At 49.5% G+C, this 21,446-nt stretch carries 25 protein-coding genes and 2 pseudogenes; 21 read left to right on the top strand and 6 right to left on the bottom strand.

Annotation, left to right across the window (positions count from 1 at the left end):
* Positions 1 to 73 precede the first annotated feature (73 nt).
* On the top strand, positions 74 to 1,084 hold the full coding sequence (locus tag EJO50_RS03020; RefSeq protein WP_125971515.1) for an IS110 family RNA-guided transposase: 1,011 nt from the start codon (positions 74 to 76) through the stop codon (positions 1,082 to 1,084).
* A 558-nt stretch (positions 1,085 to 1,642) separates the two neighbouring features.
* Here the strand turns inward: EJO50_RS03020 and EJO50_RS03015 are convergent.
* The 6 genes from EJO50_RS03015 to EJO50_RS02990 all read right to left on the bottom strand — a co-directional run bounded on the left by EJO50_RS03015 (position 1,643) and on the right by EJO50_RS02990 (position 7,310).
* Positions 1,643 to 2,515: a hypothetical protein gene (locus EJO50_RS03015; protein ID WP_125971514.1), complete on the bottom strand. Its 873-nt coding sequence runs from the start codon at positions 2,513 to 2,515 to the stop codon at positions 1,643 to 1,645.
* Positions 2,516 to 2,521: 6 nt separating this feature from the next.
* Positions 2,522 to 3,280: a hypothetical protein gene (locus EJO50_RS03010; RefSeq protein WP_125971513.1), complete on the bottom strand. Its 759-nt coding sequence runs from the start codon at positions 3,278 to 3,280 to the stop codon at positions 2,522 to 2,524.
* A 117-nt stretch (positions 3,281 to 3,397) separates the two neighbouring features.
* Positions 3,398 to 3,718: a hypothetical protein gene (locus EJO50_RS03005; protein ID WP_125971512.1), complete on the bottom strand. Its 321-nt coding sequence runs from the start codon at positions 3,716 to 3,718 to the stop codon at positions 3,398 to 3,400.
* An 8-nt stretch (positions 3,719 to 3,726) separates the two neighbouring features.
* Complete coding sequence (locus EJO50_RS03000; RefSeq protein WP_125971511.1) at positions 3,727 to 3,993, bottom strand: hypothetical protein; 267 nt, start codon at positions 3,991 to 3,993, stop codon at positions 3,727 to 3,729.
* 542 nt (positions 3,994 to 4,535) lie between these two features.
* Positions 4,536 to 5,558, bottom strand: a complete 1,023-nt coding sequence (locus tag EJO50_RS02995; RefSeq protein ID WP_125971510.1) for a phage portal protein — start codon at positions 5,556 to 5,558, stop codon at positions 4,536 to 4,538.
* Positions 5,559 to 7,310, bottom strand: coding sequence for a terminase ATPase subunit family protein (locus tag EJO50_RS02990; RefSeq protein ID WP_125971509.1), 1,752 nt, complete (start codon positions 7,308 to 7,310; stop codon positions 5,559 to 5,561).
* A 155-nt stretch (positions 7,311 to 7,465) separates the two neighbouring features.
* Here EJO50_RS02990 and EJO50_RS02985 point away from each other — a divergent pair, with 155 nt between their 5' ends.
* From EJO50_RS02985 to EJO50_RS02895, 20 genes and pseudogenes are all read left to right on the top strand, one after another.
* Positions 7,466 to 8,254: a GPO family capsid scaffolding protein gene (locus EJO50_RS02985; protein ID WP_125971508.1), complete on the top strand. Its 789-nt coding sequence runs from the start codon at positions 7,466 to 7,468 to the stop codon at positions 8,252 to 8,254.
* Between the two features lie 70 nt (positions 8,255 to 8,324).
* A complete protein-coding gene (locus tag EJO50_RS02980) occupies positions 8,325 to 9,410 on the top strand; it encodes a phage major capsid protein, P2 family (RefSeq protein ID WP_125971507.1) in 1,086 nt (361 codons plus the stop codon).
* Between the two features lie 29 nt (positions 9,411 to 9,439).
* Positions 9,440 to 10,060: a phage terminase small subunit gene (gpM, locus tag EJO50_RS02975; protein ID WP_233702204.1), complete on the top strand. Its 621-nt coding sequence runs from the start codon at positions 9,440 to 9,442 to the stop codon at positions 10,058 to 10,060.
* Between the two features lie 103 nt (positions 10,061 to 10,163).
* A pseudogene (locus EJO50_RS17700) lies at positions 10,164 to 10,630 on the top strand (head completion/stabilization protein).
* Positions 10,630 to 10,836 (top strand): tail protein X, encoded by a 207-nt coding sequence (locus tag EJO50_RS02965; protein ID WP_125971505.1) that lies wholly within the window; start codon positions 10,630 to 10,632, stop codon positions 10,834 to 10,836. The pseudogene EJO50_RS17700 and the gene EJO50_RS02965 overlap by 1 nt, the downstream one beginning before the upstream one ends.
* Positions 10,837 to 10,840: 4 nt before the next feature.
* Positions 10,841 to 11,209 carry a putative holin gene (locus EJO50_RS02960; RefSeq protein WP_125971504.1) on the top strand — a complete coding sequence of 123 codons (369 nt, stop codon included), beginning with the start codon at positions 10,841 to 10,843 and terminating at the stop codon, positions 11,207 to 11,209.
* On the top strand, positions 11,206 to 11,859 hold the full coding sequence (locus tag EJO50_RS02955) for a phage holin family protein (RefSeq protein ID WP_125971503.1): 654 nt from the start codon (positions 11,206 to 11,208) through the stop codon (positions 11,857 to 11,859). The genes EJO50_RS02960 and EJO50_RS02955 overlap by 4 nt, the downstream gene beginning before the upstream one ends.
* A complete protein-coding gene (locus EJO50_RS17360; RefSeq protein ID WP_233702203.1) occupies positions 11,753 to 12,139 on the top strand; it encodes a D-Ala-D-Ala carboxypeptidase family metallohydrolase in 387 nt (128 codons plus the stop codon). The genes EJO50_RS02955 and EJO50_RS17360 overlap by 107 nt, the downstream gene beginning before the upstream one ends.
* Positions 12,136 to 12,489, top strand: a pseudogene (locus EJO50_RS02945) (hypothetical protein); the annotation flags it as partial. The gene EJO50_RS17360 and the pseudogene EJO50_RS02945, both read left to right, overlap by 4 nt.
* Complete coding sequence (lysC, locus tag EJO50_RS17695; RefSeq protein ID WP_373280522.1) at positions 12,413 to 12,679, top strand: Rz1-like lysis system protein LysC; 267 nt, start codon at positions 12,413 to 12,415, stop codon at positions 12,677 to 12,679. The pseudogene EJO50_RS02945 and the gene lysC, both read left to right, overlap by 77 nt.
* Entirely contained in the window at positions 12,676 to 13,137 is a 462-nt protein-coding gene (locus tag EJO50_RS02940) for a phage tail protein (RefSeq protein WP_125971501.1), read from the top strand. Before lysC ends, EJO50_RS02940 begins: the two co-directional genes overlap by 4 nt.
* Positions 13,134 to 13,586 (top strand): phage virion morphogenesis protein, encoded by a 453-nt coding sequence (locus EJO50_RS02935; RefSeq protein WP_125971500.1) that lies wholly within the window; start codon positions 13,134 to 13,136, stop codon positions 13,584 to 13,586. The genes EJO50_RS02940 and EJO50_RS02935 overlap by 4 nt, the downstream gene beginning before the upstream one ends.
* A gap of 72 nt (positions 13,587 to 13,658) precedes the next feature.
* Positions 13,659 to 14,609 (top strand): hypothetical protein, encoded by a 951-nt coding sequence (locus EJO50_RS02930; protein ID WP_125971499.1) that lies wholly within the window; start codon positions 13,659 to 13,661, stop codon positions 14,607 to 14,609.
* 73 nt (positions 14,610 to 14,682) lie between these two features.
* Positions 14,683 to 15,405 carry a phage baseplate assembly protein V gene (locus tag EJO50_RS02925; RefSeq protein WP_206434436.1) on the top strand — a complete coding sequence of 241 codons (723 nt, stop codon included), beginning with the start codon at positions 14,683 to 14,685 and terminating at the stop codon, positions 15,403 to 15,405.
* A complete protein-coding gene (locus EJO50_RS02920; protein WP_125971498.1) occupies positions 15,405 to 15,755 on the top strand; it encodes a GPW/gp25 family protein in 351 nt (116 codons plus the stop codon). Before EJO50_RS02925 ends, EJO50_RS02920 begins: the two co-directional genes overlap by 1 nt.
* A 3-nt stretch (positions 15,756 to 15,758) precedes the next feature.
* Positions 15,759 to 16,658, top strand: a complete 900-nt coding sequence (locus tag EJO50_RS02915) for a baseplate assembly protein (RefSeq protein WP_125971497.1) — start codon at positions 15,759 to 15,761, stop codon at positions 16,656 to 16,658.
* Positions 16,651 to 17,196 (top strand): phage tail protein I, encoded by a 546-nt coding sequence (locus tag EJO50_RS02910; protein WP_125971496.1) that lies wholly within the window; start codon positions 16,651 to 16,653, stop codon positions 17,194 to 17,196. The genes EJO50_RS02915 and EJO50_RS02910 overlap by 8 nt, the downstream gene beginning before the upstream one ends.
* The gene (locus tag EJO50_RS02905; RefSeq protein WP_125971495.1) at positions 17,193 to 19,646 is read left to right on the top strand and encodes a phage tail-collar fiber domain-containing protein; all 2,454 of its coding nucleotides are present in this window, start codon (positions 17,193 to 17,195) and stop codon (positions 19,644 to 19,646) included. The genes EJO50_RS02910 and EJO50_RS02905 overlap by 4 nt, the downstream gene beginning before the upstream one ends.
* 4 nt (positions 19,647 to 19,650) lie before the next feature.
* On the top strand, positions 19,651 to 20,175 hold the full coding sequence (locus EJO50_RS02900) for a hypothetical protein (RefSeq protein WP_125971494.1): 525 nt from the start codon (positions 19,651 to 19,653) through the stop codon (positions 20,173 to 20,175).
* 57 nt (positions 20,176 to 20,232) lie between these two features.
* Complete coding sequence (locus EJO50_RS02895; RefSeq protein WP_233702163.1) at positions 20,233 to 21,444, top strand: phage tail sheath protein; 1,212 nt, start codon at positions 20,233 to 20,235, stop codon at positions 21,442 to 21,444.
* Positions 21,445 to 21,446 lie beyond the last annotated feature (2 nt).

The raw sequence follows: 21,446 nt of genomic DNA, 5'->3' as shown, positions 1-21,446 counted from the left end.
TCCGAACGGTAACTTAGGCCCTCGTCCAGTTTTATCGTGACAGTGAGCCTGCATACGAGGAAGGTCAAGAGCGATGAATGAAGCTGTCTGCTCCGTAGGCGTTGATGTTTCCAAGCGTAAGCTCGATCTCGCCTTATTGTTAAATAACAAACTCAAAACCAAAGTCGTTGAAAACAGCCAAAGCGGTTACTCACAATTACACCAATGGTTGTTAGATCGGGGGGCTGTAATTGAATCCACCCATATTTGCCTGGAAGCCACCGGGCCTTATTCCGAAAGTGTTGCTTTAGCCTTGGTTGAACTCGGCTGGACCGTCAGTGTGGTCAATCCTGCCCGGGTCAAAGGTTTTGCTCAAAGCGAACTTAGTCGCAACAAAACTGACGCACTGGATGCGGCTTTACTGGCTCGCTTCTGCGCCGCTATGCACCCAGCGCCATGGACACCACCGCCTGCCGAGTATAGAGAGTTGCGGGCCTGGGTGGATCGCTTGCAAGCCCTTAAAGGCATCCAGCAACAAGAGAAAAATCGCCAGGAAGCCTATGACGCCAGCGGCCAAAGCGCCTTGGTTGCTTCGGTTCAAGTCCATCTGGATTGGTTACAGCAACAAATCAGCCAGCTAGAACACGATATTGATGATCACATCAATCGTCATCCTGGGCTAAAACACGATGCGACCTTGATGCTGAGCATTCCCGGCATTGGCGATACCACGGTCGCCAAAGTGCTGGCATATATTGGGGATGTTCGACGCTTTGATTCGGCCAAAGCCTTAGCTGCCTTTATTGAGGTGACTCCACGGCAAAAACAATCGGGAAGTTCTGTGCGCGGCAGAACGATGATCAGCAGAACAGGTCACTCGGCCTTGCGTACAGCGTTGTACATGCCCGGTCTAGTGGCATTGCGCCATAATCCGACGTTAAAAGCCTTTGGGGAACGGTTAAAAAGTAACGGCATGGCCCCCAAAGCAGTCGTTGGGGCGGCCATGCGCAAACTAGTGCATTTGATTTATGGAATTGTGAAGTCAGGCGTACCGTTTGATGCCCATTTCGGGGCTAAAAACCTTGACTTGCAAGACGGTATCTGACCCCATTACTTTATTCAGTTTGATAATGCTTTTGTGACAGCATGCTTTTGTGCTTTTGTGCTTTTGCATGCTTTTGTGAAGGGATCACCATGTAATTATGCGTATGTGTGTTGTTTTTACCGCAGTTAATAAGACAAGAGTACAAATATATGCTAGTATTAACTCACCTACTCTATGTTGAATCTAAGTAGTTGCACTTTAATGTTTGCAACTTACTCCGTAGATTTAAGGGTAAATTAATATTTACTTTAGGTAATAGTATCTCATCGTGTACACAACCTGAAAATGATGCTTAATATCGGGTTGCGTCAAAGAGTTATTAATCATGACTCTAATAAGCGAGAGGCTACATAATTTTGTGCTTTCTAAGTTATGTAGCTGGTGTCATTTGGTTAGAGGTCAGGCATTGTTGGATACAACCCCCTGACTTGATCAAGGCATCAGTAGACATTGATGATGATTATAAGCAAGAACATTAAATAAACGCCTATATTATTTAGGTAAATAAGGGCTTGGATTATATCCAAGCCCTTTTCAATTTCATAAAGAAAATAATCATCATCTAACAAAATCATTTGGTGAAATATTTAAATGTGGATTTCCAGTTTTAATTTCCTTTAATGTATGACACCCATATACATGAATACTCAAGGGTAATATTTTTTCTTTGCTACAATCATAATGAAAGGATGCATCATATGGTGCCCCTAATCTAAATCTACCATTTAAAATGCATGTAGTAGTATGCTTATCTGTTACATTTTGAAATCCATGCCGAGCCTTACCCGGTGAACGAAATACAATACCTCTGCTATCTAAAAATGGTGAAGGCCCATTACTTTCTTTCAATGGTATGTGCGACTCTTTAAAGTTTTTTATGTACTGTTTCAAAACACCTTCTTTATTTTGACTCCACGGAATTTCTTCTTGTAATTTCTGCAAAAAACGACAAAAAAAACTAGATTTAAAGTTTTTCAATGGTAAAAGCATTGGTGTTTTATTTGCCCGTTCAACAACCTCAGACTTAAATATATTAATAACTTCCTTTGCTGATTTAACTGCTTTCATTAACCTATCCATAAAAATTTTAAAATCAGCACTTTCCGGATTAATATTTTCTTCTAAAACAATAGGAATTGCCAGTATAAAAGGAAAGAATGCATTAATAAAGTCCTGGTCAGGCTCTACTCCGGGTGACTTTACATAAATTATTACATATCCGACATCAAAGGTATTTTTTTTTAAATCTAATAATTCATGATTCCTGAATTTATCTAAAAAATATTCAGCATATTTTTTATTATACATAATACTACTATCAATGGGCTTTCCAAAGTAACAGCCATTATCTTTTACTATAATAGGCATTTTACTTTCCAATCTTCTGTACACCTCTTTTTTTACCCCTGCAAATCCAATTACATACTTCATGATTAACTAGCGCCCCATGAGTTTTTTTATAACATCAAGAGGAAGTACAACTCTAGATAATTGTTCTTCTGAAAGAGCAGATATAATTTCATGCATTAAACTTTCATTGTTGTTAATGTTATTTTTTGACCGTATGTTTTCTTTGTAAGGAGGTAAATCTGGCCTCACAAAAAGTAAATTAGGGTCAACATTATTTGAATTTGCCCACTCAAGTACTTTCGAAAGCAGTTCCTCATCACTATCTGTCTTGTTAATTAATTTAGCATCAATATCTCTTTCACTTTCTTTATTTTCATAATCATGCCCAACATTTCTATATGAAACTTTATTTGCCACATTTAAAATTCTCTTTTTACCCTCTGGCAAATCCATTTCAAATGCAATTTTTACTAAATTCCTCAAATAGTTAAACTCTAAAACCTTTCCATTTTCATTAGCGGATGAACGCAAGTCACATTTAATTTTTTTTTCATTTTTTCCAGGAAAAACATTAACACCATCCAATTCTTCATCCATACCTACAGGAACAACAACACGTATAATTTTATTTTTTGGTGAAATTATTATTTTTACACATTTATTCATTTCATTATTTATAAACTCAGACAACTTAAATTTATCTTCGGATTTATTTAAGGAGAAATTTTTCTTTACTTCATCTCCTAATTTAGAAAGCAATATTCCATTTTTCTTACTCTCCCATTCTTTTTTTACCAAGTCCTCAATAAACGACTTCAATTCCTCATTAGAGTATGCAGTATTCATTCAATTCCCTTTGTTATTTATTTTATACTTCTCAACGAAGCATCTAAAATAATTTCATAATAAAAAAACAATCTATTTTTATGTTGAAAAATATTATTTTACATAGCATCAATAATGCTATGGCTCAGAATTCATCGGAATCGTTTCATTTGCCGTAACCTTGGATACCATCGCCTGAATTGTTGCTGGAGCACTTAGTCCTACAGAGAAAGCAAGAAAAGGACGTAACGACGAACCATCGAGCGTGTACAGACAAACCAGCCCAGCTCCTGCTAAGGGCCAAAATACAAAAAAAATCCAGTACAAACTATCCTTTGGCACTCGCTCAGCTTTGAGTTTTTTACTATCCTCCCATAAATTCACCATATTTAGGACTAGTCCCCCGGTACCCGCAATTATTGCCAACATAATTAGGTGAGTAAGCGCAGCTTTTTCCATTTTATTACCTACTCACTTATTTTGTTCGTTAGTGCGCCAATAACACGCATTGCCAGAGAAGTTTCGGACTTATAGCGTTCCTTGGTCGTATAAAGTAGCTCCCCTCTTGCATTACCTTTACGAGCACGAATAAATGCATCAGACTTATCAAGCACATCAAGAACCTGTGCAATTACTAATCCTGAATCCTTAGAAATCCCCCGAGCTGTTCTCCAACGATATTTAGAAGATGCAATTGCAGAGATCATTTGATCTCTCGCATCTTTTTCATTCACCTTCCTACTCATCTGTATGACTTCCTGTTAATTAATAGCACGATGATAGATAACATTGACGAAAACGAGCTAAGCTTACGACAACTCACACTTCCATTTCAAACTCTTTCGTTAATATTTCTTGTTAAAAACTAACACCCCAGGCTTTATTTCTTTATTCTAAACAACCACATTGATATGCAAGTTATCAACATCTATCAAGTGTTCCAGTTTTTATATCGGTAATCCCCCCTCAAAATAACACTAGGTAAAAGTAGAATTACGCCCCCATTGGTAGTTCAATAGCAGGTATTTCTGACCTTGCAATAACAGGCAATAAACACGCGAATTATGCAAGCTTTTGTAGGGGCACTTTTTACCGTTTAGGCCCATATATGGCGCGGCTTCAGCCCTCCTCATGCAGTTGCATAAAAAATAGCACGTTAAGTGGGCAGGCGTGGCGGGGTCACGAGGGCGCGCGCCGGGGGCTGGCCGCAGATTTTCCTCAAAATCCAGGCGTAAAAAAGCCCGCACTTGCGGGCTTGCTTCTTACTTGGGTTTGTTTACGACAACACGTAAGGATTGAAGCGAATCACCTCCACCCCCAACCAGTCATTCAACTCTTTCATGCGCTCCTGCAAGGGCTCAATCTCGTTATAGGCAAACACCGTGGCAGCCTTCTCTACGTCACCTAAACCGCCGGCATTACTCGGAATAATCCCCATCAGTTGCGCCGGTACACGGTGGGCGCTCAGCTGATCGTCACGGGTTACGTTCTTGATATTCCAGAAGTCATCCTTAGCCGCCACTTCAGAGATGGGCAAGATCTGCATGCCATCCTTCTTGCCGCCAGGCGCGTACACCATCAGATTTTTAAAATTACCGGGGCCTTTGCTGCCTTGTAATGCGGTGCGCAAATCATCGATATAGCTTTCATTTTGGGCGGCGTCAGTCATGTACAGGATAAAACCGGCGTGGCTGCCGTTAGCAAAGTAGCGGCGGCGAAACAGCGTGGCCGATTCATTCAGCCAGGTTGAATTCAGCGCCGACAGGTATTCAGGCAGGCCGTAAATCTCCTGATTAATATCAGGCTCTAAAAGGTGGAAGATGGCACCCGGCGGGAATTGGTGCTCATTGGCGTAATCAAGGATCTGAAAATATTGCTCTTCTTTCAGCCCTACCCGCATATATTTAGCCAGGGCATGCTTCAGGCCCAGCACCTTGCCTGTGCGGCTGGTGATCTTTTCAAAGTATGAATTGCCAAAGATCAGGTAATCGAGTGCAAATTTTGAAAACTCCGACCGGCTTAATAGCGGGTGCGGGATAAAAGTTTTTAACAGGATATTGCGCTTTACTTGCAGCGGGCTGGAATGGTGAACGGTGGCGCGGTAGGTTTTAGCCAGGCCGTCAAATGACAGCGGCGGCTCATACCATTTGCCATTGTTTACGCACTCTAAAAAGTCCAGCAGCTCGCGGCGATCGAGCACGGCGGAAGGCTCGCCAAAGGTGAAGGCCACCGAGTGATCCGGTGCTTTTGCTTCTGGCGTGAGTTTGTTTTTTGCTTGGTAGTGAGCGTGTTTTTTCATTTAATAGATCGCCATAAAGCTGGAATTAGTGGAAGTCGAGCCTTCGAGCGGCTCATTGAGTAGCGCGTGCATACATGCCCAGGCGAGGTCGGCGTGGCTGAGTTCTTCGGAACGGCTGGCCGAGTAAGTCATATGCCGCCCGCTGGCGGTCATGGTTTTTTGAATGGCCATAAATGCGCCGGCAAGATCCGTCCAGCCCGCGTCAAACTCCAAGCGTCCTTTGCGGATTACGTCTTGAGCCTTCATGACTAAGCGGGCTTTCATTTCAACGCTGTAATTGATGGCTCTGGCCGCCGGGTAAAACTGTTTAACCAGTTGATAAACGCCCTGCCCGATACCGGTGGTATCAATGCCGATATAAGCCACGTTGTATTGGCTGCAGAGCTGCTTAATCCCTTCGGCCTGCGCGGCAAAATCCATGCCTTTGTATTGCCGTTTCTCCAGCGCCCGGAACTTCCCATCGGGCACCAGCGGTGGGGCCAGTACGATCAAGCCTGCACTGTCCCCTGATAAAGCCGGATCGTAGCCAATCCATACAGGCCGGTAGCCAAAGGGACGCGGGGCAATGGCTTTGAAGTCTTCCCATTTTTCCCAACTATCAACCATGCACTTTTGCAATTCAGAGAAAGGAAAGATGCTGGCGCTGTCGTCGATAAACTCGCACATCAGCAAGTTTTGATAGTCGTTTGGGTTGTATCGTTTTTTGATCTTGTCCAGATCAAACAGATTACACCCCCCTTCAATCGCGTCTTCAATGGTCACGACTTGCCGCCACTGATCGTCCTCACAGAGGCGACCTTTTGCGAGGCTGGCGGGTTTAACGTCCAGCAGAATGCGGTCGGCTTTGGCGCGGCCTTTATTGAAAGCATCGCCAGACCAGAATGGGTATGCATCGTGGTTCAGGCTGGAAGGTGTAGAGAAATAGGTTTGCCGCCAGTGCGAATGCAGGGCCATACCCGAGGCGACTTTCTGGAGCTCCTGAAAGCGCGGAATCCAGAAGTATTCATCGACGTATAGATTGCCGGTGTAGCTCTGCGCGGTGCGGGCGTTGGTGCCGAGGAAGTGCAGCGTTGCGCCGTTCGGTAAGACGATGGGGTCGCCTTTTAACTCCAAATCGGCGGCTTCTTTAGCAAAGGCGATGATGTATTGCTTGAATACATGCGCCTGCGCCTTGCTGGCGCTTAAAAAGATCTGATTGCGGCCCGTGGTCATTGCATCGAATAGCGCCTCCCGGGCGAAGTACCAGGTGGCGCCAATCTGGCGGGACTTTAAGACATTGCGGAAGCTGTGTTTCTTGCCTGCCTCAAACCAGCCGTGCTGATAGGCAAACAAAGAATCCATAAAGGCGTCTTTGATTAAATCGACGTGCTCGTCGTTAAAATCGTTCTTCGTGGCCTTCTTGCGCTCTGCCTTATTGCGGTTGGCGATGTTCGGATTCAGGTCGGCTTCATTACCACCGCCATTGTATTTATTAATCCGCGCGACTCTTTCCATTTGCCGCGAGAGCAAATCAATTTCTTTAAAGTCGATCCCTTCTTTTTTGTCCTTATTTAAAAGAAAGATATAACGGGATTCCAGCGACTCTTCGACGCGTTCAATGAGGTTTTTTTTATCCCATTCATCGCGCCGCTTCCAGCTATGCACTGTGGCAGGTTTTTCTCCCAATGATTCGGCAATACGCGAAATACGCCAGCCTGCCCAATACAGCTGGCGAGCTTGGGCGCGGGGGTCTTTGCTTTGTGTGTTTTCCATAGCCAAAGGCTAAGGCAATCAAAGGCAGCTGTATTTTGTTGGCTTTTGTGATGAGGCGATTCACACAGAAAGCAAATTGATAGCCCTTTCTTTTGTGGTGATAGTGAGGCCTTAAGCAATTGCCCCCGCTATTCAATCAAACCGCAGAAGGCTCTATGGACAAAAAATTTAAATCATTTCAAGTGGCCACTGAAGGCTCTACAACGGATGGCCGCACCATTACCCGTGAATGGCTCAGCCAAATGGCTAAAAACTATAATCCTAAAAAATTCGGTGCCCGGATCAATATCGAGCACATCAAGGATCGTTATCCAAACAGTGCATTTAAAGCTTATGGCGATGTCATCGCGCTGGAAGCGAAAGAGATCGACGGCAAGATGGCCCTGTTTGCCACGATTGACCCCACACCCGAGCTGGTCGCTCTGAATCGCTCACGGCAAAAAGTGTTTACCTCGGTTGAGATCGATCCCGACTTTGCAGACAGTGGTGAGGCGTATTTAGTTGGCCTGGCTGTCACAGATAACCCTGCTAGCCTGGGGGTTGAAATGTTGAAGTTTTCAGCGAGCGCGGGCAAAAACAGCCCTCTTCTTGCTCGCAAAACAAATCAGGCCTGCCTGTTTACTGACGCAATTGAATTTGCTCTGGAAGAAGAAGGAGCGCATGCCGTGTCGATGCTGGAATCAGTAAAAAAGATTTTTTCTAAAAAAGAAGAAAAAGAAACGCTGCAATATGCCGACATGCAGCAAGCCATGGAAGCCATTGCCGAGCAAACAGCAAAAAACAGCGATGGCTTTAAAACCATGCAAAGCCGTATTGATGAATTGAAAAGCGAAGTCACCGAATTGCGAGAATTCAAATCAAAAGTTGAAAACGAACCCAGCCATTTTTCAGGCAATCGCGGCAAGGCCACCGGCGGCGCGGTTGAATTACTCACTGATTGCTAATTAATTTTAATGAATTGGCTGAATTGGCTCATTGCTAATTAAAAATAAATAAATAAAAGGATTCTATTTTATGCGTAATGACACGCGACTGGTTTATGCAAAGTTTGAAAAACAAATTGCCATGTTGAATCACGTAGGTGATATCAGCAAGACTTTCTCCGTTGATCCATCGGTGCAGCAAAAGCTTGAAGAACGTGTTCAGCTTTCCAGCCTGTTTTTAAGCAAAGTGAATATGCCGGGCGTCACCGAGCAGGAAGGTGAAAAGCTGGGGCTGGGGCTGAGCGGCACGATTGCTGGCCGGACCAATACCAAAAAAGGACCGCGCAAGCCCCGCGATATCTCCGATTTAAGCTCTGGCCGCTACCGCTGCGTACAAACCAACTTTGACACGGGTATTGGTTATAACAAGATTGATATGTGGGCCAAGTTCCCTGATTTTCAGGCCAGGCTGCGCAATATGATTGTGAACCAGCAAGCATTAGACCGGATCATGATTGGTTTGAATGGCGTATCGGCAGCCGAAGAAACCGACCGTGAAAAATTCCCCTTACTGCAAGACGTCAACAAGGGCTGGTTACAGCAATACCGAGACAATGCGCCAGCCCATGTGATGGCTGAAGGAAAAAAAGCGGGATCAGGCAAGATCACCGTCGGGGCAACCACGGTCAGAGCCCAGGATGGCACGGTAAAAAAGGTAGAAGTGGGCGATTACCTCAATTTGGATGCCCTCGTCTTTGATGCGGTCAATAACCTGATCCACCCACAGTTCCGCGAGAACCCGCAGCTGGTGGTGATCACATCCAGCGAATTACTGGCCGATAAATACTTCCCCAAGATCAATAAGGATCACGCACCGACTGAAGAAATGGCCATGGATATGCTCATTAGCCAGAAACGGGTTGGTGGGATCTCTGCAGTGACGGTGCCTTTCTTTCCGAAGGGGGCGGTGATGATTACGCCACTTTCAAACTTGTCGCTGTACTGGCAAATCGGCGGCCGCCGCCGTCATGTTAAGGAAGAGCCGGATTACAACCAGATCGCCAATTATGAAAGCTCAAATGATGCTTACGCAGTGGAAGTGTACGAGGCCGGTTGCCTGATTGAAAACATCGAGCTGCTGCCCTCCGAGCGCACCGAAGCCCAAGGCGGTGGCTAATTAGCCCGGCCAAAGCCCACTTGTTGCGAGTGACTGCCGCGCAAGTATCCACTCACGACCCGCTGGCCCATGCCAGCGGCTACGAGTTGATGCTTTACAAACTTGCGGGCGACAAGCGACGGCTTAAGCAGATCCAGTCCCTACGCCGCAAGATCGAAGCCAAGCGCGAAATGTTGCCGGATTATGCCCCCTGGATCAGTGGCGCTTTATCCGCCCGGGGCGGCGGGCAGGATGAAGTGCTGATGACGGTGATGGTGTGGATGATTGACACCGGAAACTTTACAGATGCGCTGCCGATTGTGCGCTATGCAATCAGGCATAAATTGGTTCTGCCGGATCAGTACCAGCGCACCTTGGCGTGTTTGGTGGTTGAGGAAATGGCCGACACCGCCATGAATGGCCGGGCATTGGGCGAAGTCATCGACGTCGCCGGGCTGCAGGCCATCGCTGAAATCACCCAGGCCGAAGATATGCCCGACCAGGTGAAAGCCAAGCTGTTTAAGGCCATCGCTTACGGCTTATCAAACAAAGACAAACCCGCTGCTGCCGATTATTTCCGGCAAGCCTTAGCACTGCACCCCAAGTGTGGCGTGATGAAGGATCTGGAAAAACTGGAGCGGGAAATGAAGAACATGGCTGCTTTAAAGTAGCCGACCGGGCGAACCCCGCAGCGAGAGGCAGGGGGAGGCGAAGCCTTTTAAGGTTTTTCAAATCCCCCTCCACCTCTTCTTCAAATGGCCGAAGGGGCAACATATGGGATTTATTGCAGCACAAAAAAGCGGCGAAATTTTAGAACCGCTGATTAAAAACAGCGGCTTTTGGCCTGACATCGATATGACCGACGCACAGATCAGCATGCGCATGGATGGCACCGTCACGCCGCAGCGCTTAAAAATGGCGCTGATTGCTGCGATGGCCAGCGCCAATCAAGACCTGCGCAAATACAAGGCTAGGCAGATCGGGCTGGGGGTTAGCGACCTGATTGACGTAGACAGCGAAACCATCGACGGCCGGAGCGTTTTAGTCGGGCATTACATCCGTGCGGTGACTGCTTAGCCAAAGCCAACCTGACCGAGCGTTACCGTGATTTTGACAGCACTGGCGACGGCCACAATAAGGCTGACAAGCTGAACGATCCTATCGAGGATTTACACCGCGATGCACGCTGGGCAATTCGGGATCTGATCGGTAGCGCCCGCGCCAGTGTCGAGCTGCTCTGATGCAGGTGATTGCAAGCCAGGGCGACACGCTGGACGCGATCTGTTTTAGGGTTTACGGCAAAACGGCCAGCATAACCGAGGCGGTGCTGGCAGCCAATCACCGGCTGGCCGAAATGGGGCCGGTGCTCAGAATGGGGACCGTGATTAATCTGCCCGATATCAGCCCGCCTGAATCTCAAAAAACCATCATTCAACTATGGGACTAAACCAATGACAGAACCAATTACCGGCAGCGCCGCCTCTTCTACCGTCTTTTTACTTACGGTTGTGGGGTTGTTTTCAGGAATTCAGGCCGAGGTTTTAATGGGCAGTTTTGCGGGGGCTGTGGTGTTTATCATGACTGCGCAAAAGCTTAGTGTTTTACAGAAGGTTGTTTTCTTTCTGACGGCCTTTGTGGCTGGTTGCGTGGCCGCCAAACTGGTGGCGGATCTGATCGCTATTCCCCTGCCCGCTTCGATTGTGGTCAGTGAAGGGATCGGTGCACTGATTGCCGGGGCGATCAGTATGAAGCTTTTGCAATGGCTGATTGCGCGGGCTGAACATCCCGAGGATTTACTCAAAATAAGGGGTAAGAAATGAATGTTTATCTACTGATCAGCGTACTGGCCAGCATGCTTGCCGCGCTAAATATTGCTTTATTCAATCGAAACAGCAAAGCCCATAGCTTAAGAATTTGCGTGTTTGCTTATGGCTTAACCGTTTATTACGGCCTGATGGCGATTCGCCTTTTGATGGGGCTCACGCCAGCCAGCGGACCGATGACCTTTTTACTGCTGGTGAGCGGCGTTTATTTCTGCATGAAGCGCGGCAATGTCAGCGATTTACTGGCCGCTTTGATCTGGCCTATTCGTAAATTATTAAATCACCGCTACTTTAAAAACGGTATCCATGCTGGCTTTACTCTGGATCTGAGAGATACCGCAGTAAGTGAGAAAGCCATCAGCGACTTGCTCGAAGCCATAAAAAAAAGCAAAGACACTAACCATTATAAAAGCCTGGTGGTGTACGTACCTGACGACAGGATATTAAACAAGGAGCCTCACATTGAACACCTCAGCCCTGCTCTCCCCACACTTCAGCCTGAAAGAATTCACCGACAGCGCCAAAGCCAAGGCGCTAAAAATCGACAACAGCCTGCCCGACGCGCTCAGAAGCAACGCGGTCCACACCTGCCAGCAGCTCGAAAAAATCCGAGCAATACTCGGAAACAATCCCCTCATTATTACTAGCGGCTGGCGTAGTCCTGCGCTGAATAGGGCTATTCAGGGGAGTCCCCGCAGCGATCACTGCACCGCCCGCGCTGTGGATATCCGCTGCCCGAAGTTTGGCACGGCCAGAAGTGTTGCCAGGGCTTTAGTTGCCTCAAATGTCGAGTTTGATCAGTTGATTTTAGAGTCCCCCACGCTGCCGGGCGCTTGGGTACATATCGGCTTTCGTAAAGGGGCCAACCGGCGGCAAGTGCTCACCAAGTTTGCCGGGGATAAAACCTATTACGCGGGGGTTAAATGAGCAGAATCACGACCATCGCTCTTGTTGCTTTGTGCTTTATGGCCGCACTGCTGCTTGCCATTAATTTGCACCAGGGCCAGAAGCATAAAGCAGAACTGCTGCAACTGGAGCTCACCGCCAGCGAGCAAGACAAGGCCCAGCAAACGGCCTTACTTGAACAGCTTTACAAAGTCAGCAGTGACAACGACGCCGCCCAGGCTGATTTACGCAGCAGCATTGAAAGCGTCAACACCGCGTTACTTAAAAATAAACGTGCTATGGAGCAACTTAAAAATGAAAGCAAAGAAGTCAGGGATTGGGCTGATACTCGCCTGCCTGCTGATGTTGTCCGCTTGCGCCAGCGCCCCGATATCGCCAGTGCCGCAGCTTATCGGGATTGGCTGTCCCAGCGTGACGGCCTGCCGTCTGCCAGCGAGCCAAGCCCAAACCAATGGCGAGCTCAATCAGGCAATTGATGATCTGGAAGCCGCGTGGCACAGCTGCGCGGCGCAAATTGACATGGTGCTGCAGTGTCAGCAGGCTGCGAAGGCCACCCCATGATGAAGCCCGCCGACCTGCGCGAGCACCTGTCTAAAACGGTGCGCCACCTTGCTATTAACCCCGATAAGCTCGCCCTATTTATTGATGAAGGCAAACTGATTGCTACAGCGGGCAAGTCGCTTTCTTTTGAGTATCAATACACGCTCAATCTGATTATTCAAGACTACGCCGACCATCCTGACACGATCATGGTGCCGGTGCTGGCTTGGGTCAGCACGAACCAGCCCGAGCTGTTTAGCAATGTCGATAAGCGCCAGAACGGCATTACTTTTGAAGCGGATATTCTGAACCACGACACGATTGATCTTTCGATCAAGATCAATCTGACCGAACGCGTGGTGGTGCGCGAGGTAGACGGCAAGCCAGAAATCAAGCATTACGGTGAGCCGCCGCTGGATGAATACGCGGGCCTGAATTGGGCTTTATTCTTGCGCGATCAGCCGTGGCCAGTTGAATGAGCGATAACGTCCATCAGCTGGAAGGCTGGGCAGCGGCTTTGTTGGCCAATAGCAGCCCCAAAGCATTACGCGCCATGAATAAAAAGCTGGCGATCGCGCTACGCAAGCGCCAGCAAGCCCACATTGCCGCTCAACAAAGCCCGGATGGCACGCCTTATGCGCCTCGCTTGCCTCAGCTGCGTAAAAAAGGCGGAAGAGTGAAGCGTAAAATGTTTACCAAGCTGCGCACGGCCAGCCACCTTAAAGTGCAAAGCAACGCCGATGCGGCCACCGTGCATTTTAGCCCCAGCGCCAACCGGCTGGCCCGTGTTCACCATTTTGGTTTAGACGATGCCGTCAATACCCGGCGCGGGATCAGGCATAAATACGCGGCGCGTGAATTGCTGGGCTTTAACCAAATCGATGATGAACTGATCGCCGATACCATCCTGAAGCAAATCAGTCTTTAAAGTTAAATTAATATTACACAAAAAAATATAGCCCATATAATCGACAACATTACTTAATTAGATGTTATCAAAATGAAACCATATTTATTACTATTAGCCCTTTGGGCTCCTATATCTTGGTCGAACCCAGCGGCCTATCTTAACGTTAATCAGGAACGTGCTCCTTATATCTGGAAATTGGCCGATGGTACTTTATTAAAAAAGGGCCTAAGTGACAAACAAGGAAATGTGCCCTTAACAGAGAAAGAAGGAGAAACACTTTATGCACTAGAGATGATGTACGGTGAATTCAAACTACATATCCCGAACAAATGCTGGAGCGTTCAAAATAACCAAGAGTTTGGCTCTTGCATCACAATTTCACCCCGCGAAGACACCGAGAGTCAGAAATTACAACAGAAACAATTAGAACAAACAAACAAAGAAGAAAGTACCGCTCGAAAGGCCAGCACCTCATGGGTTACAAAAACACTAAATGCAGAACAACAATTGCATACCCTTGAGCAGGCTTTTATCAAACATAAAGAATTAATTCCATCTTTTGGAGACTTATCAAAAACGACATTCAGCTGCAAAAAATTGACACTCCCACAACCATCAGCACAAGCATTACAAGCATTTGAAGAAGCAAGCAATCTTCCTTCCGGCTCGGAACAAACCATAGCCTATGCCAAGGCCGCTAAGCTTGGATCTTGGCGTGCTGCAGCCAGGCTAGCTAGCATTGCTCTCGAAAACGAGATTTGGGAAGATGCAAAACCCTCCATCGCTTGGCTTTTACATCACAAAATCCCTGCCGGGCACAATAAATTGGCTGATTTATTAGCAACTGCGGGTGGCTATGATGGCGAACAACTAAGCACAGAAGACCAATTCACAGTGATAACGCTCCGTTTGCGTGCTGCCCAACAAGGGGACCCGGTCGCCCAGATAAACATGGCCCGCTATTTTAAAAAACAAGGGCAACTAGACTTAGCACAATCATTTCAGGATTGTGCTAAGCAACAAAATCCTGATTTGAAATAAATTAAAATTCAAATTGTTTGTTTTAGCGTTTAAATATATTTAATCATTGTAAAAACCTGTCTCACACCCGCCCGTGCGTGAACATCGCGCACCGGCGCGGCACTATGGCCGGATGAATCCAACCGCCGAACATTCCCGAATTTTAGAAAGCATGATCCGTAACGGCACCGTGGCCGAAGTAGATTTGTTGCCTCTCCAACCCCTCTGCCGGGTGCAAAGTGGCGAGCTGCTGACCGACTGGCTGCCATGGTTTACCGCCCGAGCGGGCAAGGTGCGGATCTGGAGCCCGCCCAGTATTGGCGAGCAGGTCATTTTATTTAACCCCTCCGGCGAAGTCGGCGCAGGCTTAGTGTTACCGGCGCTATTTTCAGACGCCTTTCCACCGCCCAGCCATGACGCCGCAGTCACTTGCGTGGCCTTTCCGGACGGGGCGCTGATCCGCTACAACCATGCAAGCGGCGCACTCAGTGCCACCGGGATCAAAACCGCACTGATTCAAGCCTCTGTCAAAATCACCGCCCAATGCCCGGAAACCGAAGCCACCGGCAATCTCACAGTCGGCGGAAATTTGAGCGTGAAGGGCAACAGCACTTTTAAGGGTAAAGCCGATGTGATGGGCGCGTTTAGCTACGCCGCAGGTATGAGTGGTAAAGGCGGCGCAGGGGGTGGTGAAACGACGATCACCGGCCCGATTACCCAAAGCGGTGGCGCGATCACCAGTAATGGTGTCGTCTTGCATACCCACAGCCACGGCGGTGTGCAGGTAGGCGGTAGCAGCACAGGCGGGCCGAAATAATGGCGGGCCTGAACAGACACAGCGGCTATGCGATTGATGATCTGGCCCATATCCGGCAATCAGTGGCCGATGTGCTGACTACCCCGCTGGGCAGCCGCCTAATGCGCCGCGACTATGGCTCTGAAATCCCCGTGCTGATCGATCAGCCTTTAAACGGCGCTACCCGCTTACGGGTGATGGCCGCCACCGCCACCGCGCTGAAGAAGTGGGAGCCACGTATCCGCGCCCAGCGAGTCACTTTGGCACTGGGCGATCAGCCCGGCTCCCTCCGTGTTGAGCTGGAAGCCGAGCGCATCGACGGGCCACGCGGCCAGCAGCCGGTGGCGCTTTCTATTCCACTACGAGCCTAAGCGATGAAAAGCCAAGAAGTAGACCTCTCCCGCCTGCCCCCGCCGAACGTGATCGAGGCGCTGGACTTTGAAACCATTTTTAACGAACGCAAAGCGGCGCTGATCGCACTCTATCCTGATGCGGCCGCCGTGCTGAATCTGGAATCTGAACCGCTCACCAAGCTATTGCAAGAAAACGCATACCGTGAAGTGATCCAGCGGCAACGGATTAACGAGCGCGGCGCGGCTTGTATGCTGGCATTTAGCCAGGGTGAAGATTTAGACCATCTGGTGGCTAATTTTAATGTGCAGCGTTTTGTGATTACGCCCGCCAATCCCAACGCGGTACCGCCCACTGATGCGGTTTTAGAAAGCGATGATGCATTACGCGCGCGCGGCCAGCGGGCTTTTGAAGGCTTAAGCGTGGCGGGGCCAAGGTCGGCGTATATCTTTCATGCTTTATCGGCGGACGCCCGTGTGGCTGATGCCAGCGCGATCAGCCCCCAGCCTTGTGAAGTAGTGGTCAGCGTGCTGGCTAATCATGGCGATGGCACGGCCTCAGCGGATCTGCTCACTCAAGTCAGGCTGGTGTTATCGGGTGAAGACGTGCGCCCCGTCGGGGACCGGCTCACCGTGCAGTCGGCCAGGATTGTCAATTACGCCGTGACAGCGGTTTTATACCTTTACCATGGGCCGGAAAAAGGCCCGATTTTAGAAGCCGCCCACACCCAGCTTAAAAAGTACATCAGCACCCAGCGCCGCATGGGGCGCGATATCCGGCGGTCGGCGATCTTTGCCGCGCTGCATGTGGAAGGGGTGCAGCGGGTCGAATTAACGTCACCGGCCAGCGACGTGGTGCTTGATGAAACACAGGCGGCACATTGCACCGCTGTCACGCTCACTGTTGGCGGGATGGATGACTAGAACATTACTGCCCACCGGCTCAAGCAAGCTGGAACGTGCCCTTGCCGAGAGCTGCCAGTCAGGCCAGGAGCTGCCGATTCTGCTGGCAGCACTCTGGAATGCCGACACCTGCCCGGCGGCGGTTTTGCCTTATCTGGCCTGGGCATTCTCGGTGGATCTCTGGGATGAGAACTGGAGCGAGCCGGTACAGCGGGAAGTGATCCGGCAGTCCTTCTTTGTGCACCAGCACAAGGGCACGATTGGCGCATTAAAACGCATCATTGAGCCACTGGGCTATCGCTTAACCATCACCGAATGGTGGGAAGAAAAACCCATCGGCCCCCGCGGCACTTTTAAGCTGGAAGTCAAAACCGTAGGCCAGGGGATTACTGAAGAAACCCAGATCGAGCTGAATTATTTAATTAACGAAGCCAAGCCCCTCTCGCGCCATATGATTGAAATGAATATCAGCGTCGAGCCAAGCGGCCTTATTTATATCGGCGTCGCGCACTACCAGGGCGAGGCCATTCATATCTACCCAAAGGCAGTCGATCAATGAGCCAGAAATATTTTGCGATTCTCACCCAATATGGCGCGGCCCAGATCGCCGAGGCCACCGCCCAGAAAAAAACCATTCGTATTGAAACCATGGCCGTGGGCGATGGCGCGGGCAAAGATACGGTGCCCAGTGCGGCGCAAACCAGGCTGGTCAAAGAGAACTACCGTAGCGCGTTAAACTCGCTCAAATCCGAAGCGGGTAAAAACACGCTGATTGCCGAGCTGATCATCAAGGAAATCACCGGCGGCTGGTGGATTAGGGAGATGGGGCTGTATGACGACAAAGGCGGGCTGATTGCGGTTGCCAACTGTCCGCCCAGTTACAAGCCGAAGTTAGCTGAAGGCTCGGGCAAGGTGCAAACTCTGCGCATGGTGTTTGTGGTCAGCAACACTGCTGCTGTCACGATCAGCGCAAGCCAGGATATTGGTATCGCCAGTATTGAGCTGCTTGAAGAGACGATGAAGAAGCATATTGCCGGAGACGATCCGCATTCAAAAGATTATTACAATAAAAAAATCACTGATAAAACCAATGCGGACCTGAAGAAAGAACTGGCCGCCACCGCAGTTAAAGAGGGGAGCCGAGGGCGCGATGAAGCGAAGAAATACGCGGACGATCACAAGGTCGCCTTAACTGGCAATCAAAGCGTTGCAGGGAATAAGACTTTTAGCGGCGATATGGTTGTCAAAAAGATCACGGCCAAAGAAGACGTTGTTTCAGAAAACTCTTTTATCGCCCTGCGCAACAATGCCACGTATGCGCCCTCCGTCACACTCAGCAATAAAGCCATTACCAGAGCGGTCAGCGATGCTTTAGCCGATGGCAACTCGGTGCAGGTCGCAGCATATCAGGCTTATGCAGCAGATGCCGAGGCCAGCGCTTTACGAAAAGTCGGCTCTTTGGAATTCAGAGTGGATAAGGAAGGACTGACCCGTGCCATGTGGCTGGTGAATCACCGCGACGGCTCATGGGGTGCGGTCGTCCTGGGCAAAGGCAGTTGCACCTTTCCGGTACCGATCTCTGCACCTGATCCGGCTCAGACGGCCAATGACTCGTTTAAAGTGTCATCAAAATGGGTGAATGACAAATTAAAGCCCTACCGCAAGGGTGTACAACCTCTGCCCGCTAATGTGAACTTAAACGACTACCGTGAAGACGGCGTCTGGTATCAACCTTCCAATGCGAATGCCATTTCAGGTCAAAACTACCCTGCCCCCTTCGCTGGTGTACTGGAAGTTTTTACGGCAGGTTCACAAATCTGTATTCATCGCTATACCCTCTATCACGACGGGCGAGTCTTTACCCGTGCGGCTTACAATAATGTCTGGAATGCCAACTGGGCACTCATCATCACGGACCGACAAGGCACGGCATATGACGCGGCACGATTAGGCGGCAAAGTTGCCAGTGAATACACCATTAAAAGTGAAGCCGACGAGCGCTACCCGATCCTTACCGACTTAGGGGGCAAAGGGCTGGCACTGAAAGGGTGTGTGAACTCGGAAACAAAAGGTCAAGTTTCGAATGCGCTAGGGCATGACTGGATACAGGGTGTTTTTAACAACAACACTCAGCCTGCCGCGCTGGATAACAAAACCGCCTGGCTTACTTCAATGTCCACTCAATACAGCAAGGGTTATGCCGTTATCAGCAAAATCGGCACTTATCGCAGCGGCTTTGCCTATGGCGCGTCGATGGTGTTTCAGATGACGGGTGAAAAAAACCTCCCTTTGGGGCTTTGGGAGATGCGGCAAGATGGCGCGTTTATTTCTCAATCCATCAAGTCGAGAGATCCAGCGGCCAGCATTGCGGACAAGGCCAGAGATTACGATGGTGTATCGAGTTTGATCCGTTGGAATAAATATGGAAATGGGCATGTCATCATTGATGCGAGCGCGGGCACCTCTCCAGCCGGTACCAGTATTAGCAATATTGATGCTCAGGTAGGCTGGTCGCCGGGCTACCCCACTCTAATGGGGTGGAATGGCGTAAATTCTTTTGGCTTACGGGTTGATTCAGCACGATATGCTGAAGGGATGGCAGATGGCTCTTTCGGGGTTCCGGTCGGGGTTCCGCTGCCCTGGCCGCACAACACCCCGCCCGCAGGCTGGATCTTTTTACAGGGCCAGAGCATTAATCCGAATGAAGCGCCTATTTTAGCCCGCCTCTATGGTGCAAAGCTGCCCGATATGCGCGCCATGTATATCTCAGGCTGGGATGCCGGGCGCGGCATTGATCCGGGCCGGAATGTGCTCAGCTATCAGGCTGCCAATGTAGGGCAGCACGAGCATATAACCAATATTGGCTATCGTACATTCAGACCACGAGGTGCCAATGACTGGCCTTTAGTGGGGATCGTCGCACAGGAAAACAACACGACGAGCGGCGGGCCTTCCGGGAGAACCCGCCCCGACAATATCGCTTTCAATTACATCGTTCGCTGGGGCTAAATCAATGCTTAACAACACCGTTAAACCCAAAACCAAACCCGCCCTGCCCGTATCCTTTGGTCAGGATGGCTTTGCCAGTCATGACGGCCTGGTGCCTTGCTTTTGTCACGATACCCACACGCTTGAGTACATCGGCACAGCCGAAATGTGGGTTTCTAAAAGCTGTGGCTTGCCTGCCGGTGCGGTGCTGGATGCGCCAGAAATCAGGCCCGCCAAAAATAAAGCGGTCATTCGGGATACTGCCAATCAGCGCTGGGTACTGATTGAAGATTACCGACACATGCTCGCTTGCCAAACGAGTGACGGTGCGGCGCGGTTGATTGATACGCTGGGGCCGATTCCCGAAGGTTTTACGCTGCAGCCGTACTTTGAAGGGGCGATATGGAGCGGTACAAAATGGCTGCCAGGGGATCAGCCTTTGCCGGTGGCTCAAGCAGAAAGCGAACCTGACCCGCTGGCGGTTTTACAAGACAAAATCGACCGGATGGAAACCCTGCTGGCTCAGGTTTTAAGTGAGCCAGTGCTTTGATGGTGTCATTTCCTGTTTCACAATCTCCAGTAAAAGCCAAGTAAAACAGAATCGCCCATGATGGACCGGTCTATCTACACCGAGGAAATCATGAGCGATCAATTCCACCATGGTGTGCGTGTCATCGAGATTAACGAGGGTACGCGCACCATTCGAACCATTAGTACCGCTGTTATTGGCCTGATCTGCACTGCAGACGATGCAGATGCAAAGTTTTACCCACTCAATAAGCCGGTACTGATCACCAACATTCAAAAAGCCATAGGTAAAGCAGGCACACAAGGCACCATGCAGCGCACGCTGGAAGCCATTGCCAAGCAAACCAGCCCCATTATCGTCATGGTGCGCGTCGAAGAGGGCGCGGATGAAAAAGCAACCGAAAAGAACATCATCGGCGGCACCGATGAAGCGGGCCGCTTTACCGGCCTGAAGGCACTGCTTGCGGCCAACAGCATTGTGCATGTGAAACCGCGCATTCTGGCCGTGCCAGGCTACGACACCTTGCTGGTTGCCAATGAGCTGGCCACGATTTGCCAGAAGCTGCGTGCCTTTGCCTATATCAGCGCACGCGGCTGCAATGACGTTGTTGAAGCCATGGAATACCGCACCCACTTCGGGCAGCGTGAGCTGATGATGGTCTGGCCTGATTTTAAGAATCCAGGCTGGTCGGGGCGGGATGATCAGTGGCTGGATACGGATCTGGCCGTGGCTTACGCCGTGGGTTTGCGTGCCAAGCTGGATAAGGAAGTGGGCTGGCATAAGACGCTTTCCAATGTAGTGATTAATGGCGTGATGGGCTTAACCCGTGATGTGTTCTGGGATTTGCAAGACCCGGACACCGACGCGGGCCTACTCAATAGCAAAGACATCACCACCATCGTTCGGGCGAAAGGCTTTGTATTCTGGGGCAACCGTACCCTGTCTGCAGATCCGCTGTTTGCGTTTGAGAACTACACCCGCAGCGCCCAGGTGATTGCCGACACCATGGGTGAAGCGCATATGTGGGCGATTGATCAGCCGATGACGCCAAGCTTAGCCAAAGACATTCTGGAAGGGATCAATGCCAAGGGCCGCGCCTGGGTTTCAGCGGGCTATTTAATGGGTTTTAACGCCTGGCTGGATATCGAAGCGAACAGCAAGGAGGATCTGAAGGCGGGCAAGCTGACCATTGATTACGACTACACCCCCGTCCCTCCTCTGGAGAACCTGGAGCTGCGCCAGCGCATTACTGATCAATATCTGATGAATTTTAGCGCCAGCGTCGGCTAATC

This window comes from Iodobacter ciconiae (assembly GCF_003952345.1).
Lineage (GTDB): Bacteria > Pseudomonadota > Gammaproteobacteria > Burkholderiales > Chitinibacteraceae > Iodobacter > Iodobacter ciconiae.
The sequence above is the reverse complement of the archived record's forward strand: the minus strand, read 5'-3'. Positions and strand labels throughout refer to the sequence as shown.

Excerpts from the sequence above, each read along its gene's own strand:
- EJO50_RS03020 (WP_125971515.1), top strand. The coding sequence starts at position 74 with ATGAATGAAGCTGTCTGCTCCGTAGGCGTTGATGTTTCCAAGCGTAAG.
- EJO50_RS03015 (WP_125971514.1), bottom strand. The coding sequence starts at position 2,515 with ATGAAGTATGTAATTGGATTTGCAGGGGTAAAAAAAGAGGTGTACAGA.
- EJO50_RS03010 (WP_125971513.1), bottom strand. The coding sequence starts at position 3,280 with ATGAATACTGCATACTCTAATGAGGAATTGAAGTCGTTTATTGAGGAC.
- EJO50_RS03005 (WP_125971512.1), bottom strand. The coding sequence starts at position 3,718 with ATGGAAAAAGCTGCGCTTACTCACCTAATTATGTTGGCAATAATTGCG.
- EJO50_RS02995 (WP_125971510.1), bottom strand. The coding sequence starts at position 5,558 with ATGAAAAAACACGCTCACTACCAAGCAAAAAACAAACTCACGCCAGAA.
- EJO50_RS02990 (WP_125971509.1), bottom strand. The coding sequence starts at position 7,310 with ATGGAAAACACACAAAGCAAAGACCCCCGCGCCCAAGCTCGCCAGCTG.
- EJO50_RS02985 (WP_125971508.1), top strand. The coding sequence starts at position 7,466 with ATGGACAAAAAATTTAAATCATTTCAAGTGGCCACTGAAGGCTCTACA.
- EJO50_RS02980 (WP_125971507.1), top strand. The coding sequence starts at position 8,325 with ATGCGTAATGACACGCGACTGGTTTATGCAAAGTTTGAAAAACAAATT.
- EJO50_RS02965 (WP_125971505.1), top strand. The coding sequence starts at position 10,630 with ATGCAGGTGATTGCAAGCCAGGGCGACACGCTGGACGCGATCTGTTTT.
- EJO50_RS02960 (WP_125971504.1), top strand. The coding sequence starts at position 10,841 with ATGACAGAACCAATTACCGGCAGCGCCGCCTCTTCTACCGTCTTTTTA.
- EJO50_RS02955 (WP_125971503.1), top strand. The coding sequence starts at position 11,206 with ATGAATGTTTATCTACTGATCAGCGTACTGGCCAGCATGCTTGCCGCG.
- lysC (WP_373280522.1), top strand. The coding sequence starts at position 12,413 with ATGAAAGCAAAGAAGTCAGGGATTGGGCTGATACTCGCCTGCCTGCTG.
- EJO50_RS02940 (WP_125971501.1), top strand. The coding sequence starts at position 12,676 with ATGATGAAGCCCGCCGACCTGCGCGAGCACCTGTCTAAAACGGTGCGC.
- EJO50_RS02935 (WP_125971500.1), top strand. The coding sequence starts at position 13,134 with ATGAGCGATAACGTCCATCAGCTGGAAGGCTGGGCAGCGGCTTTGTTG.
- EJO50_RS02930 (WP_125971499.1), top strand. The coding sequence starts at position 13,659 with ATGAAACCATATTTATTACTATTAGCCCTTTGGGCTCCTATATCTTGG.
- EJO50_RS02920 (WP_125971498.1), top strand. The coding sequence starts at position 15,405 with ATGGCGGGCCTGAACAGACACAGCGGCTATGCGATTGATGATCTGGCC.
- EJO50_RS02915 (WP_125971497.1), top strand. The coding sequence starts at position 15,759 with ATGAAAAGCCAAGAAGTAGACCTCTCCCGCCTGCCCCCGCCGAACGTG.
- EJO50_RS02910 (WP_125971496.1), top strand. The coding sequence starts at position 16,651 with ATGACTAGAACATTACTGCCCACCGGCTCAAGCAAGCTGGAACGTGCC.
- EJO50_RS02905 (WP_125971495.1), top strand. The coding sequence starts at position 17,193 with ATGAGCCAGAAATATTTTGCGATTCTCACCCAATATGGCGCGGCCCAG.
- EJO50_RS02900 (WP_125971494.1), top strand. The coding sequence starts at position 19,651 with ATGCTTAACAACACCGTTAAACCCAAAACCAAACCCGCCCTGCCCGTA.
- EJO50_RS02895 (WP_233702163.1), top strand. The coding sequence starts at position 20,233 with ATGATGGACCGGTCTATCTACACCGAGGAAATCATGAGCGATCAATTC.